This is a genomic window from Streptomyces sp. NPDC045021, from assembly GCF_056432645.1.
Map to the genome: position 1 here is coordinate 111,417 of NZ_JBWKIQ010000016.1, position 13,782 is coordinate 125,198.

Sequence of the window (13,782 nt, forward strand, 5' to 3'; positions counted from 1 at the left end):
CCGAGCCGGACTCGCTTCCGCTCCCCATGTCCCCCTCCAAGTGGTTCAGTCGCCGGCGGCTCGCCGTGATCGCTCCGGAGCCACCTCGCCCTTGATGGGCGCCTTGTCACGCGGGTACGGCTGCCCGACGCGTCCGTACAGGTCGATCAACTGTGACTGCAGAACTGCCATGGCGCGTCGGATTTCAGCGATCTCTGAGCGCAGATCATCGAGCGCCGTGGAGTCCAACGCCGGGTCGAGTCCCGAGACCTGCTCTCGAAGCTCGCTGAGGCCGGCGGTCACCTCGTCCAGCGTCAACCGCTCGTTCTGCGTCTGTTCTGGCGTCGCGAGTACATAGACGCCCTTGCCTGGCTGACCGTAGATCAGCCCCTCATTGCTCAGTACCTGCAGTGCCTGACGCACGACAGTGGTGGACACCTTGTGCTCAGCAACGAGCTGGGAAGCCGACGGGATGGCGGTTCCCACCGGCAGCGCGCCTTCCGCGATCTGCGAACGCAACAGGTTCGCAAGCTTCTGATACGCGGGGGCCCCGCTGGTCTCCGTCACTCCAAGTCCTCCTGTATGCACCTGGCTGAACCAGCCACAGCAAGTGCAACACAGGCTTGAGATCAGAACCAGTTCCTGAAGTTCTCTCGTGCCGAAGCTCTTGACAACCTCATGTACTAGGCTGAACCTAGTGCATGAGGTTGAGCTAAGGGGGAGACACCCTGAGGCACTCCTCGCACGACAGAGGCCCCGGCAGATACGGATCCGTAGGCGCTGCAACGCCGTTCGGACCCCTGCCGAGGCCGACACATCGAGTTCCTGACTAGAGGAGTTCAACGATGCTTGTCGAGCGTAGCGCCGCCCGGTCTGGGCTGGCATTACCGGTTCGGACGGTTCCGCAGGCGATGCGGATGGTCGCGGACCTGTTGGAAAGGCTTCCGGGTCTGCCGGATCTGACGGTGGCCGTGCGTGGGAGCGACCGCTTCGGCACATCGGTGCAGATCCAGATAGCCCATTGGGTCGCACCGCAGGACAAGTTCCCCGCCGTGGCGCGGCTGCTGCAGCACCTTGGAGGGGCCCAGCCCGTCGCGCGGCAAATGGCCGACGAGAGTTGGCACCTCCATGGTGAAGCGCAGTGGCGGGGACTCAGCTGCTTGGTCTTCGCCCCCACCTGCGACGCCGACCCAGCCCGAGCCGATGACGGGCGGGCTGCGTGATGGCCGCGCGGACGTTCTCCCCTGAACGACGTCCGACGGCGGGGCACGGTTCGTGTCCGCGGTGCCGGAAGCCAGTGTGGGTCTCGCGGTGCCGGACCATCGCCCGCGAGGTGTGCGGGTCGTGCGGCCACGATTGGTCCCCCGGGTCCGTGGTCGAGCGCGCGGGGGTGGCGTGATGCGTACGTCCCGTGCCCGGCAGGTGCTCGGCGCCCGAGCGGAATCCCGGCCCCTGGAAGCGCCCGACCTGGCCGCCTACCTGGTCCCGGACCCGGAGATGGTTGGTGCGGCCTGCGCGGCTGAGGGCATTGACCCCGACATGTTCTTCCCCGACGCCGGCAACAAGCGGGCGGTAGCCGCAGCGAAGGCGATCTGCTTCGGCTGCCCGGTCCGCGCGGTGTGCCTGGCGCGTGCTGAGGAGCGCGGCGAGCAGGACGGCGTATTCGGTGGCCGGCTGTTCCCTCGCCGCAGGTCCCGGAAGGCGGTGCGCGCGGCATGAGCGACCACTTCCCGTACGAGGTTCCTGCCGACAACGGCCGCCAGGAGCCGGTGGTTCTCGGCTACGACGCCGCCGGACGACCGATCGTCGTTGCACATCCGTCGCAGCCGCCGGCCCCTGGGCATCACTGCACGGCATGCTCCTGCGACCTGCCCACTCCCGTCGCGGCCCGCCCCTCCCTGCTGGGTTTGTCGCCCGGCGCGGCGGTCGCCCTGGTCCTGGGTGGCGGCGTGCTGGTCGCCGTGATCGTGGTGGCGCTGTTGCTGTCGATTGCGATTGTCGCTGGCACCCTGGCGGTCACAGCCGTCTCGGTCACAGCCTGCGTGTTGGCGCTGCGGTCCATGGCCAATAACCCGGGCGGGCACCGCGGCCGCCGCCGCTGAAACGCCTATCGCTTTCTCTCTCTTCACTTGCTCGCGGGCACGCCCCGTTGCGGTTTGGCGTGCCCGCCCAGCCCTTCCTCGAAGGCGGGATCACCACTCATGACCACCGACCACACCACCCCCGATATCTCCACGCTCACCGGCGACCTGCAGCACCTGCAGACCCTGGCCATCGACACCCGAGCCCAGATCGACGCGAACTGGGAAGCGCAGCAGATCGAGCGCGAGACGGCTGAGCGTCACACTGCGGTCAGCAACGCCACCTCCTACGTACAGCGCGCCTTCCCCAACACCCTCGCGAAGGTGATCAACCCGCAGGCATGGCTCGGGTACCGCGGCCTGGACGCGCTGCAGGACGGCACCGAGACGCTGCCCTCAGCCATCACCTACCTCGGCGACGGGCTCTGGGTCCGGTATGTCTCCGCTCCTGGCCTGGGCACCATGGGCGACCCTTTCGACGTCCTGACCCTCTGGTTCGCCTGCGGCTGCGGCAACTACATCGGCGCGGTGATCGGCGAGGAATACGACCTCGCCGACGTCCTAACCGATCTCGACCACTCCGAGTGCGTCGGCGCCTGCGAGCCGAGCACAGCCCTGTACGGCCCGGACGACGATGACGAGGACTACGAGGACGAGGGTCCGCAGGTCGAAGACGTCATCGCCGACCTCGCGCACTATGACGGCCCCATCGGACGGGCGTCATGAACACCCCGCTGCCTGACGGCATCACGGTCCTGGATCCCGTGATCCGCGACGGCGTCTACCTGGCCGCCGCCGTCCAGACCACCGGATCTTTCGGGCAGCGCTGGCACGTATGGCACGCCAGCGGCGCCTACGTCGGCTTCGCCACAGCCGCGGATCTGATTCCGCTGGTCATCGCCCGCCACCGCACCGCATAGCCGTACCTCTCGGCTCCCGCCCGGCGCGCCGGCCCCGACGCCCGCGCCGGGCGGGCACCACCACCCCTCCCCCGCTCTGCCCAGGAAGGTCCGCTGATGTCCATCGCCCTGTACACCGCCGCTCCGGCCGCTACCGCCGCACCCGTGGTGACCGTGTCCCTGACCCTGCTGCTGATCGTCGTCGGCATCGTGCTGTGCATGTGGGTCGGCCACCGCTGGTCCACCCTCATCGTCGGCCTGCTCATCGGCCTGTTCCTCACCGGCACGAGCATCGCTGACGGCATCAAGTCCACGGTCACCACCACCGTCACCTCCGTCGTCACGTCCCTGTCGAACACGGTCCAGTGACGGCAATGAACACCCCTACCGCTGCTCCCACTCCGGTCGAACCGGTAGGTCGGGACTGGCTGTTGGCCGGCGGGATGCTCCTGGTCGGTCTGGCCGCCGCCGCGTCCTCCTTCTCCGGGCTGTTCGACCTCGCGTTCCGCACCGGCTGGCTGCAGGAGCTGTGCGCGCTGCTCCCGCTCACGGTCGACGCGTACGCCATGACCGCCACCCGCGTCTGGCTCGCGAAATCCACCCGCAACCCGGCCGCCCGCCGCTGGGCCAAGTTCAACGCGATCGGCGCCATCACCGTCTCCGTCGCCGGCAACGCCCTCGACCATGCGGTCAGCGCGCACGTGATCCCGCTGGGCTGGCCGCTGGTCGTGGCTGTGTCCGCGATCCCCCCGGTCGTCCTGGGCCTGCTCGTGCACATGGCCCATCTCCGTACCCTCACCCCGCAGACCGATAGTCCTGCCACCGACACCCCTACCGCTAACCCGCAGCAGGGGCCCGGCCCTGAGGCATCGGCGCCCCCGCCGCCACCGCCTGCGGCACCCCCTGCCGCACCGTCCCCGCCGAAGCCTTCTCACCAGTCCCGCCGCCCGGTGCAGCAGGGCAAGACCCGGCAGGCCCTGCCCCCGGGCAAGACGGACGCCGAACTGATCGCTGCCGCACGGGAGTACGCGGCTACCGGAGCCGAAGCGTCCGCAACGTGGCTGATGAAGACGTTCGGCATCGGCACCGGCCGCGCCGCCCGGATCCGCGACGCAGCACAGCACTCCCCGGAGGCCGGTCCCGCCCTCGCGGTCCCGGACACCACCACGACCACCACCACCGAAACCGACACCGATGAGGAGTCCGCAGCATGAGCGCCATACTCGCCTTCCTCCCCGCCGCACCCCTGGCCGGATGGGCTGCCCACGCGGCCTTCCTCGCCGGACGGCTTCGCCTGGCCCACACCGACCCCCTCACCGGTCTGCCGACCCGGGCCGCGTTCACCGCCCGTGCGCACCGCGCGATCCGCCACCCGCACGCCGCCGTCCTGCTCCTGGACCTCAACGGCCTGAAGTACGTCAACGACCAGTTCGGGCACTCCGCAGGGGACCAACTCCTGGCCACCTTCGGACAGCGCCTCGCGGTGTGGAGCGAGCAGCACGGCGGGATCGCCGGGCGGCTGGGTGGCGATGAGTTCGCCGTCGTCGTCCGCCTGGCCCCTGACGCCGACCTGCACGCCGAGTTGACCGACGGCCTGGCCGCCGATCTCGCCGAACGGCTCGACCTCGCTGAGTCGGTGCTCTCGCCCCGGGCGGCGATCGGCGTGTGCCTGGCCGGCCACCGCCCCGGCACCCCGCTGACGGTCCGGCTGCGGGCGGCCGATGAGGCGATGTACCGGGCCAAGCGCGGAGGGCACCGCTGGCAGGCCGCTGGACGTCCGGACACCTTCCGCTCCGTCAACGGCCGCCGCATCGGCCGCACCGGTACCCACCACACCCCCTCCCACGGACAGGACACCGCCGCATGACCACCCCGTCCTCCAGCACCGGCAGCCCCCGCCGGTCCTACGCCGACCTGCTGGCCGCCGCCCGCGCCACTGTCGCCGCTCACTTCGACAGCGACCCGCGGGCCATCGACACCCTCATCGACCACCTGGACGCCATCGGCGAACTCCCCGCACCTACCTACTGGCCCACCGACGCCGCCGACCTGGCTTCGCTCAACAGCCCCGTCACCGCACGGCGCATCGCATGAGTGCCCGCACCCGCTGCCGGATCTGCGGCTGGCACCGCCACTACCGCAACCAAAGCGCCGGCCTGCGCGCCGCCCGCGACCACATCTGTCCGACCCGCACCCGTACCGGCACCCCAAGGAGCCAGTGATGGCCCGACGCATCACCACCCGATCCCGCCGCATCCCCGGCGGCGGCACCACCATCCACATCCCCACCCAGCGCGGGCGCCGTGGCCGCCGCGGCACCCCGCAGGTCCTGCTGGTCATGCCCGAACGCCACGCCTCGCTCACCGAGCGGGCCGCTGCAGCCGCATTCCACAAGCTATGGCTGAGCCGCCGCGCCTTACTCCCGCTGTGGATCGCGATAGCCACCTTCCTCGCCACTGGCGTCCTGCACGTTCTGACACCGTGGTTGTGGATCCCTCTGGCCGCCATCACCGCTGGCGGGCCGTGCGGAGCCGCATGGCTGCACTACCGGCGACCGGCGGACCAACGCACCTCCCGCTGGCGCCTGGCCGCTGCGATCGCCGCGTTTATCACCGGGCTCTGGCTGACGGCCGCCGTCGCCTCCGGGCCCCTGGCCCCCGGTCTGCCCGCTTTCTGGCTGCTGCTCACCGCTGCAGGCCAGACCGTCTGGCACTGGCTGCGCCGCTCCACACCGGACGCCCCCACCGACGACGTGCTTTCCGCCGACGTGGCCGCCGCTGATGAAGGAGTCTCCAAATGACGACGCCCCCTCCCCAGAGCAGCAGCGGCGGTGCGCACCGCCGGACCACGTCCAGCAGCCGCGGGGAGCGTGACCGGGCTACCCGGGAGCGGAACTCCTATCGCTCGCGCGAGCGCAACATTCACTTCCACTTCGGCGGCGGGGGTGGCGGTGATGGACAGGCACCCCGCGGCGGCGGTGCCGGCGGCGAGCGGAGCCAGGGTCCGGGCGGGATCGGGAGCCGCCAGCGCTCTCACAGCCCCCTGGCCGATCCGGAGTTCTTCACCAACGCCGACATCCGCAACTACTGCGACATCGCCCGCCAGGGCTTCCTGCAGCTGTCGTTCGAGCTGTCGATGGCGGCGGAAATCCTGCAGGCCGTGCTGAAGGAAATCCCGGACCCCGACGGGCGGGCGTTCGGGTCGCAGATGCGGGCGCGCCGGGTCGCCAAGCACCTCAGGAAGGTCGCCGACGACGCCAAGGACGCGGCAAAGAACAGCGCCCGCACCTACGCAGCATTTCAGCGCGAGTTCTCCCCCGAGCTGGAGGTCACCGCTCATCGGCGACCCCGTCAGACCCGCCGCAAGTTCGACTTCGGCAGCTGATCAGCCCATGAACCGACCCAAGAATGAGGACCAAGGCCGTGGCTGACACCGAACTGGACGCGTACGAAGCGCAGCTGCGTGCCCCCGACGGCGCCGGCGGTCTCGGCGCCTACCTCGCCCACCGTGCCAAGCCCCACGCCCCGCCCTGGCTGACCGTGATCGTCACCGGCGTCGTGTCGATCCCCGCGCACCTGTTCTGGGACGACAACGCCGCCGCGACCGCCGGCCTGACCCTGGCCTCCGTCGCCCTGACCGGGGTGACCTGGTGGGCGGGCAAAGCCACCACCGCACAACGCCGTCTGCACTCCGCGATCACCGTCGCCTGTGGCACGGGCTGGCTGACCGCCGCCTCGATCGCCGGGCCCGGCGCGGGGCCGCTGCCGAGCCTGTACGCGATCGGCGGCGGGGGTCTGGCCCTGTCGTGGAACATCCGACAGATCCTGCGCCGCAACCCCGACTCCCTGGGAGCCGGGGCCGGCGGCGGCCTGCTGGAGAAGGTCGGTCTGGCCAAGACCATGGTCACCAGCTCCGACGTCCAGCCGAACAAGGCCACGTTCAACCTGCAGCTGCCGCGCGGGGAACTCACCCACGACGACGTCACCAAAGCCCTGCCGAAACTGGCATCGGCCCTGGACGTCGCGCCCAACGCGGTCCGGGCGATGGGTGATCCCGATTCCGCGTCCCGCGCGCAGATCACCGTGGTCCCCCACGACCTGCTCAAGAACACCACCCCGGTCCCCGGACCCTCCTCGCCCGGCGGCTCCATCGCCGACGCGGTCGTCACCGGGATCTACGAGGACGGCACTCCCTGCGTCCTGTTCTTCCCTGGGGACTCCACCCGGGCCCGCAACGCCATGCACCTGCTCATCATGGGAATGACCGGGTCCGGCAAGTCCGAGGGCGGCCTGACGGCGCTGGCGGAGATCCTCACCCGCCGCGACGTCGTCGTGTGGGCCTCCGACCCCGCCAAGGCTGACCAGACTTTGGGCCCGCTGCTACCCGCCATCGACTGGGCAGCTCTCGACATCAAGTCCACCGCCGCGATGCTCGAAGCGCTCAAGGCCGCCATCCCGGCGCGCACCCGCTGGCTGGCGAAGTACGGCTACAAGCAGTGGGAACCTGCCTGCGCCAAGACCCAGGCCGACGGCGCCCCCGGCATGCCCTACCTGGTCGGCTGGTTCGAGGAAGCCGCCAAGACATTGCGGGAGATCGACGAGGACGCCTTCACCGGCATCGCGCAGGAAGCCCGCTCCGCCGGCGTCTCCCTCGTGGTCTCCATGCAACGCGCATCCGGCACCCAAGTCTCCACCGACACCCGCGCCTCGCTCGGCTCCTCCTGGTGCTTCGGAGTCCGCTCGGAAACCGACGCCGGTTTCGCGCTGCCCGGCGAAGTCCTGGACGCAGGCGCCGCACCGCACACCTGGAAGGACAAGAAGCCCGGCTACGCCTACCTGGTCGCCAACGGCATCCCCGAAACGTTCTGGGCCACCCCCGCCCGCTCCTACCTCACCGGCCGCGAATACCTCGACTGGGTCGTCATCACCTTCGGCCCCACCCGCTCCGCACTCGACCCGATCACCACCAAGGCCGCCACCACCGCCGCCGGAAAGCTCTTCACCGACCGCACCCGCTACCCCGTACCCGGCACCACCCCTACCATCACCGACGCGGATCCGGAGCTGGGCATGGACGACGACACCGGCCACGACGAGTACGACGGCGACCAGGCCGACGACGGATTCGACGATGAGGACCTGGACGACGTCGACCCCCAGGAGCAACTGGCCGGCGTCACCCACGTCGTGCAGCTCGCGGACCGGGCGCCGACCAAGCCGCGAACCGACGTCACCCCCGAGCAAGCCCGCCAGGTGATGGAAGAACTCCTGACCGAGTTCGAGGACGAAGGCCGCACGGTCGTCGGCCCCAAGGACTTCATGGAGCACTGCGACCGCCACGGCCGCAGCCGCCAATGGATCTCCGGACAGATCCCCGCCTTCGTCATGGCCGGCCGCCTCGCCGAAACCGACGTTGCAGGGCGTTACCGAATCGTCCGCGACGAAGCAGCCGCCTGACCCCCGGAACTGTCGGACAGCCGTCTGACACCTGTCTGACGCCGCAGCCCCCAGCACAGGTCACATACGCCCGCGACCCCCGTCTGACAGACGTCCGACACCTGTCAGACAGCTGATCTTGCACCGGGCTGACAGCTGCCCAACGCGCCCGAACTCTCCCTGACACCCACCTCCGCCATCACTGTCCGTAGCGAAATTGAGGAGCACCTGCCGGTGTCACACCGCGACCATCGCCACGCCGTGGCCGCCGCCCTCCTGGCCGCAGCACGTGGTCTCCCCGTCATCCCGCTGTCCCGGACCAAACTGCCCGCCGTGCGCTCCCCCCACCGCGGCGAGCGCCGCCCCTCCCCCTGCAGAGGTGAATGCGGCCAGATCGGCCACGGCATCCACGACGCCACCACCGAACCCGGCGCCGTACACGCCCTGTTCGCCGCAGCCCCGTGGGCAAGTGGCTACGGCATCGCCTGCGGCCGGGCCCCGCACCACCTCATCGGCCTCGACCTGGACGTCAAGAACGGCCTGAACGGCATCACCGCCCTGGACGACGTCGCCCAGCAGCACGGCTTCGCCGTCCCCGAGACCGTAACCATCCTCACCCCCAGCGGCGGCCGCCACCTCTGGCTGGCCGGCCCCGCCGACGTCCCTGTGCCGAACTCCGTCGGCACACCACGCAAGGGCCTCGCCCCCGGCATCGACGTACGCGGATCAGGCGGCTACCTGGTCGGCCCCGGCTCCCTCACCACCGCCGGCCGCTACACCCAGGCCCCCAACTCTCCCCACCTGCCCGCCGCTCCAACACCTGACGCCCTCCTGCAGCTTCTGCTCCCCTCGCCCCGCGCTGCGGGCCCCCATAGCCTCCGGCCCGCGGCTTCCGGAAAGCAGGACACCGCTCTGGTGCAGTTCGTCCTCGACTCCCAGGAGGGGCAGCGGAACGGGCGTCTGTACTGGGCTGCTTGCCGGGCCTTCCAGCACAGCGGACCGGACGTACGTGGCGTGGCGGCCGCGCTCGTGGATGCCGCGGTCCTGGTCGGCCTGCCCGAATCAGAGGCCCGCGCCACCGTCGACTCCGCATCACGCACCACCCGGAGCCACGTATGAGCACCACCACCGCCGCCGTCGCCGCGCAGCTGCTCGCCGACAACGGCGTGGACCCCAGTAAGAAGGGCCCTTCCCAGGCGTCCCAGCTCGTGGTCCTGGCCCGCGAGCGGTACTGGCTGTTCATGTCCGAGGACGGCCGCCCCTACGGCATCAAGAGCGACGGCCCCAACATCGCCCTCCCGCTCCGAGGCAAAGCCGGCCTGCGCTCCCAGCTCGCCCGGGTATTCACCGACACCACCGGCGGCACCGTCCCGTCGCAATCCGCTCTCGCGGACGCCATGACCGTTCTGGAAGGAATCGCCGCCGTGGCCGACCCCCAAGTCCCCCAACTGCGCGTCGCCCGCCACCACGACCGCATCATCGTCGACCTCGGCACCACTGACGGGGGTTGCGTCGCCGTCAGCCCCCACGGCTGGCAGCGCCTGGCCACCTCACCCGTGGTCTTCCGCCGTTCCGGCGCGATGAAGCCCCTGCCGGCACCAGTAAGCGACGGCGACGGCCTGGCCAAGCTCAGCGGCCTGATGAACACTACCGAGGACGGCTTTCACCTCCTGGTCGCGTGGATGGTCGCCGCCTTCATCCCGGACCTGCCTCACCCGATCCTGTCCTTCCGAGGCGAGCAAGGCACGGGCAAGTCCAAGGGTGCCGCCATGGTCATCGGCATCATCGACCCCTCCGGCGCCCCCAAGCGCACCGCACCGCGCGACCTGAAGTCCTGGTCGGTGCAGGCGTTCAACTCCTGGGCCCTCTGCATAGACAACGTCTCCCAAATCGCCGACTGGCTTTCCGACGCCCTGTGCCGAGCCGTCACCGGCGACGGCGTCGTCGACCGCGCCTTGTACTCCGACGACGACGTCGTTGTGCTGGAGTTCCGCCGGGTGCTGGCCATGACCACCATCGACGCCGGCGCTTTGGCGGGCGACCTGGCCGAGCGGCTGCTGACCATCGAGCTGCAGCTCATCCCCGACAGCAAGCGCCGGGAAGAAGCCGAACTCGACTCGGTCTACGCCGAGGCCCACCCCGCGATCCTGGCTAGCCTCTTCGATCTGCTGGCCAAGGTCCTCAAAGCTCTGCCGGACGTGCGGCTGACCGAGCGGCCCCGTATGGCCGACTTCGCCCGCGTCCTAGCCGCCGTGGACCACGTCACCGGCTGGCACACCACCGCCACCTACGCCGCCACAGCCAGCGACGCCGTCGCCGACGTCCTCGAAGGCGAACCATTCGCCCAGGCCGTTATCGAACTCCTGCGCGCCGCCGGCCCCGACGGGCTCACCCTCACCGCCCACGAGCTCCTCGAAGTCGTCCCCACCCCCGAAAAGCTCCCGAAGAAATGGCCAAAGGACCCCACCCGCGCCGCCGGCCAACTCAAGCGCCTCGCCCCCGCCCTGCGGACCGTCGGCATCGAGGTCGACGACACCCAGCGCCAGCCCAACGGCAACCGCTCTCGCCTCTACCGCCTGACCCCAGCAGAGAGAAGGCGCGAAACAGCGCCCGGAGCGCCCGCAGCACCCGCAACCCCTGCTGACCTGCACAACTCTGCGGGTGCTAGCGCAGGCCCCAGCACCCGCGCCCACCCGACTGCCGAAAATCCGGGTGCTGGAGGCCCCGCAGCACCCGCATCCGACACCCTCTCTGACCTGCTCGAACACGAAAGTGCGGGTGCTGCGGGTGCTCCGGGTGCTGATTTGCAACTTCTCTCTGGGCCTACCTCATGCACCGGCTGCGCACTCCCCCTAGACCCCGCGCAGGCCACTTCAAGCAGTCGCTTTCACCGCGACTGCAACCCGACCCACGCCACTCCGCACGTCCCGAAGGAGGACTGATCGCCTTGCGCCGTGACCCACGTCTGAAACTCGCCGAGGTCTTGGAAGAGCTCGATATGTCCCGTGCCGCCTTCTACCGCATGCGCGCCCGTGGCCAGGCTCCCAAGTGCGCCAAGCTCCCCAACGGCCAGCTGCGCTTCCGACGCTCCGCCGTCGACGAGTGGTGGGCGCAATGCGAGGACAGGGACAACTGATGACCATGAGCTACGACGTCAAGTTCTGGGAGATCCGCGAACGCCCCGACCGCCGCAAGCCCTACCAGGTTCGGTGGACGGTCAACGGCAGAGAGAAGTCTGAATCCTTCATCGCCAAAGGCCTCGCGGATAGCCGCCGCTCCACCCTCATGTCGTCCGCCCGCCGCGGCGAACCCTTCGACGTCGACACCGGCCTGCCGGCCTCAGAACTGCGAGCACGGCAACACGGCATCACCTGGTACCAACATGCTCAGGACTACATCGACCAGAAGTGGGACCGAACCCCTGGCAACTCCCGCCGAACTCTCGCCGACGCGCTGGCCACCATCACGCCGACGCTGGTGAAGTCCGAAGCAGGCAGGCCCGACGCCGGCGTCTTACGTCGGGCGCTATACAGCTGGGCTTACAACAAGAACGCCTGGAAGGCAGCTCCCCCGGATGATTGGCGCCGAGCGCTCGACTGGATTGAGCGGCAATCTCTGCCTGTCCGCGATCTTGAGGACCCGATCATATTGCGGCGCGCTCTCGACGCTCTGACCCGCAAGGTCGACGGCACCCCAGCAGCGGGAAAGACGGCAACTCGCAAGCGCGCCACGCTCAGCGACGCCCTAGGACTCGCCGTCGAGCGCGGCTACTTCACGATGAACGTCAACCCGCTCCTGGCCGTGAAATGGCGAGCACCGAAGGTCACGGACGAGCTGGATCCTGAAGGCGTTCCCAATCCGGCCCAGGTGGTTCAGCTCCTCGCCGCGGTCCGCGATCAGGGAGGGCGCGGTCCACACCTCGAAGCGTTCTTCGGCGCCCTCTACTACGCAGCGATGCGTCCGGCCGAAGCCATCCAGCTCCAGCTATCTCAGTGCCACCTTCCCGACTCTGGCTGGGGACTGCTCACCCTGCGCGGCGGCACCGTGCTCAGCGGGCGCGAATGGACGAACCACGGAAACGCCCACGAGGAACATCCGCTGAAGCACCGGGCCCCCAAGGAGACACGGCCAGTCCCGATCCCTCCCGCCTTCGTCGCCATGCTTCGCTCCCACCTCGATCGGTACGGCACCGCGCCCGACGGTCGCCTCTTCCGCAGCGGCAAAGGCCTGTACGTCCAGTCCGCCGCCTACGGCAAAACGTGGAAGAAGGCCCGTAGCATCGTGCTGTCCGACCAGGAGCAGACGTCCCAACTGGCGAAGAGGCCGTACGACTTACGCCACGCTGGCATCTCCTTCTGGCTGAGCTCCGGCGTCGACCCAGCAGAGTGCGCCCGCCGAGCCGGCCACAGCCTGTCGGTGATGTTCCGCATCTACGCCAAGGTGCTGGCCCAGGGACGCGACCGAGCCAACCGGCGGATCGATGACGCTATGAAGGAGTGGTCTGAGCCGACCGTGAGCGGTTCCGGCGCACAACCCACCCCATGACCGCCAGGCTTCTGCGGCTGACATGGGGGCCCGCACTCTTTCCAAGCCTGTTTGCCCTGGTCGGTGGCCTATTCGCCTGGGTTCATCTGCCTTCAGGCCCGTTCTGAGCGACAGACGCGGCAGCGATGCGTACGGCCCTGAACCGAGCCGTACGGTGGCGAACGAGACGGAAACTGAGACGACCACAGCCAACCTGACCTCTCACGTCGAGGAGCCGCTCACCAGTCTCGCCACTGGTCCGTGAGATCGAACTGGCCGAGGCCGCGCCTGGCGGTCAGGGCTGCGACATCGACTCCCTGCTCCGTGAGGGCCTCATCGATGTAGGCACACAACTGTTCGCGCTCATCGGTCTCGAAGGCGCATTCGCCGTGAGCCCCGTTCACCGCGTTCAGCGCAAGGACGACACGCTCCACTACGGCGAAGACCTGCGCGTCGTCTGCGCCGGCAGTTGTGGACAACTCCGCCTCGAATGTGTCGAGGACGGCATCGGTCTCCAGCAAGGGCTCAACGGGGAAGAGTTCAACCATGCGCGCGCAGTCGGGATCAAGAGTGCCAGCGGCAAGTTCTGCGGCTTCCAGCGAGGTCCGCTCCCAGAGCTCATTGAGCTCACGAGGGACCTGAGCTTGGGAATCACCCCTGATCCAGGGGCACTTGGCGCCGTGACCAGTTAAAAGAGGACCTGACGTCGAACCTCGCGACGTGGCGTCAGCCCACCTGTTGACCGTCGTCAGCCCCATAGGTACCCAGTGCAAGAGAGGCACATCGCGTCAGCCGGGCCCACGCGCGGTTTCACCCGTTCGGGCTAGCTCCTCTCGCCAGGTGTGCGGCTGCTAAGTCATGCTT

At 69.3% G+C, this 13,782-nt stretch carries 19 protein-coding genes; 17 read left to right on the forward strand and 2 right to left on the reverse strand.

Features of this window, described 5'->3' with window-relative positions; translation table 11 throughout:
- Positions 1 to 45: 45 nt before the first annotated feature.
- On the reverse strand, positions 46 to 546 hold the full coding sequence (locus AC07DC_RS35530; RefSeq protein ID WP_478918677.1) for a GntR family transcriptional regulator: 501 nt from the start codon (positions 544 to 546) through the stop codon (positions 46 to 48).
- Positions 547 to 824: 278 nt separating this feature from the next.
- On the opposite strand from AC07DC_RS35530, the gene AC07DC_RS35535 reads away from it, so the two are divergent.
- From AC07DC_RS35535 to AC07DC_RS35615, 17 genes are all read left to right on the forward strand, one after another.
- Positions 825 to 1,202 (forward strand): hypothetical protein, encoded by a 378-nt coding sequence (locus AC07DC_RS35535; protein WP_478918678.1) that lies wholly within the window; start codon positions 825 to 827, stop codon positions 1,200 to 1,202.
- Between the two features lie 175 nt (positions 1,203 to 1,377).
- Positions 1,378 to 1,698, forward strand: a complete 321-nt coding sequence (locus tag AC07DC_RS35540; RefSeq protein WP_478918680.1) for a WhiB family transcriptional regulator — start codon at positions 1,378 to 1,380, stop codon at positions 1,696 to 1,698.
- Positions 1,695 to 2,081, forward strand: coding sequence for a hypothetical protein (locus tag AC07DC_RS35545; RefSeq protein WP_478918681.1), 387 nt, complete (start codon positions 1,695 to 1,697; stop codon positions 2,079 to 2,081). Before AC07DC_RS35540 ends, AC07DC_RS35545 begins: the two co-directional genes overlap by 4 nt.
- Positions 2,082 to 2,180: 99 nt before the next feature.
- Entirely contained in the window at positions 2,181 to 2,786 is a 606-nt protein-coding gene (locus AC07DC_RS35550; protein ID WP_478918682.1) for a hypothetical protein, read from the forward strand.
- Positions 2,783 to 2,980, forward strand: a complete 198-nt coding sequence (locus AC07DC_RS35555) for a hypothetical protein (protein WP_478918683.1) — start codon at positions 2,783 to 2,785, stop codon at positions 2,978 to 2,980. Before AC07DC_RS35550 ends, AC07DC_RS35555 begins: the two co-directional genes overlap by 4 nt.
- 96 nt (positions 2,981 to 3,076) lie before the next feature.
- Positions 3,077 to 3,328, forward strand: a complete 252-nt coding sequence (locus tag AC07DC_RS35560; protein ID WP_466423819.1) for a hypothetical protein — start codon at positions 3,077 to 3,079, stop codon at positions 3,326 to 3,328.
- A 5-nt stretch (positions 3,329 to 3,333) separates the two neighbouring features.
- Positions 3,334 to 4,173: a DUF2637 domain-containing protein gene (locus AC07DC_RS35565; RefSeq protein WP_478918685.1), complete on the forward strand. Its 840-nt coding sequence runs from the start codon at positions 3,334 to 3,336 to the stop codon at positions 4,171 to 4,173.
- On the forward strand, positions 4,170 to 4,826 hold the full coding sequence (locus AC07DC_RS35570) for a GGDEF domain-containing protein (protein ID WP_478918686.1): 657 nt from the start codon (positions 4,170 to 4,172) through the stop codon (positions 4,824 to 4,826). Before AC07DC_RS35565 ends, AC07DC_RS35570 begins: the two co-directional genes overlap by 4 nt.
- Positions 4,823 to 5,053: a hypothetical protein gene (locus AC07DC_RS35575; protein ID WP_478918687.1), complete on the forward strand. Its 231-nt coding sequence runs from the start codon at positions 4,823 to 4,825 to the stop codon at positions 5,051 to 5,053. The genes AC07DC_RS35570 and AC07DC_RS35575 overlap by 4 nt, the downstream gene beginning before the upstream one ends.
- Positions 5,050 to 5,181 (forward strand): hypothetical protein, encoded by a 132-nt coding sequence (locus tag AC07DC_RS35580; RefSeq protein WP_478918688.1) that lies wholly within the window; start codon positions 5,050 to 5,052, stop codon positions 5,179 to 5,181. Before AC07DC_RS35575 ends, AC07DC_RS35580 begins: the two co-directional genes overlap by 4 nt.
- Positions 5,181 to 5,759, forward strand: coding sequence for a hypothetical protein (locus tag AC07DC_RS35585; RefSeq protein WP_478918689.1), 579 nt, complete (start codon positions 5,181 to 5,183; stop codon positions 5,757 to 5,759). Before AC07DC_RS35580 ends, AC07DC_RS35585 begins: the two co-directional genes overlap by 1 nt.
- Positions 5,756 to 6,343, forward strand: coding sequence for a plasmid transfer protein TraA (gene traA, locus AC07DC_RS35590; RefSeq protein ID WP_478918690.1), 588 nt, complete (start codon positions 5,756 to 5,758; stop codon positions 6,341 to 6,343). Before AC07DC_RS35585 ends, traA begins: the two co-directional genes overlap by 4 nt.
- A 38-nt stretch (positions 6,344 to 6,381) precedes the next feature.
- Positions 6,382 to 8,415 carry a plasmid transfer protein TraB gene (gene traB, locus AC07DC_RS35595; protein WP_478918692.1) on the forward strand — a complete coding sequence of 678 codons (2,034 nt, stop codon included), beginning with the start codon at positions 6,382 to 6,384 and terminating at the stop codon, positions 8,413 to 8,415.
- Positions 8,416 to 8,628: 213 nt separating this feature from the next.
- Positions 8,629 to 9,513, forward strand: coding sequence for a bifunctional DNA primase/polymerase (locus AC07DC_RS35600; RefSeq protein WP_478918694.1), 885 nt, complete (start codon positions 8,629 to 8,631; stop codon positions 9,511 to 9,513).
- Positions 9,510 to 11,336, forward strand: coding sequence for an ATP-binding protein (locus tag AC07DC_RS35605; protein ID WP_478918696.1), 1,827 nt, complete (start codon positions 9,510 to 9,512; stop codon positions 11,334 to 11,336). The genes AC07DC_RS35600 and AC07DC_RS35605 overlap by 4 nt, the downstream gene beginning before the upstream one ends.
- A gap of 5 nt (positions 11,337 to 11,341) precedes the next feature.
- The gene (locus AC07DC_RS35610; RefSeq protein WP_466423829.1) at positions 11,342 to 11,530 is read left to right on the forward strand and encodes a helix-turn-helix transcriptional regulator; all 189 of its coding nucleotides are present in this window, start codon (positions 11,342 to 11,344) and stop codon (positions 11,528 to 11,530) included.
- The gene (locus AC07DC_RS35615) at positions 11,530 to 12,939 is read left to right on the forward strand and encodes a tyrosine-type recombinase/integrase (protein WP_478918697.1); all 1,410 of its coding nucleotides are present in this window, start codon (positions 11,530 to 11,532) and stop codon (positions 12,937 to 12,939) included. Before AC07DC_RS35610 ends, AC07DC_RS35615 begins: the two co-directional genes overlap by 1 nt.
- A 218-nt stretch (positions 12,940 to 13,157) precedes the next feature.
- Here the strand turns inward: AC07DC_RS35615 and AC07DC_RS35620 are convergent, their stop codons facing one another.
- Positions 13,158 to 13,466 (reverse strand): hypothetical protein, encoded by a 309-nt coding sequence (locus AC07DC_RS35620; RefSeq protein WP_478918699.1) that lies wholly within the window; start codon positions 13,464 to 13,466, stop codon positions 13,158 to 13,160.
- Positions 13,467 to 13,782: the final 316 nt, after the last annotated feature.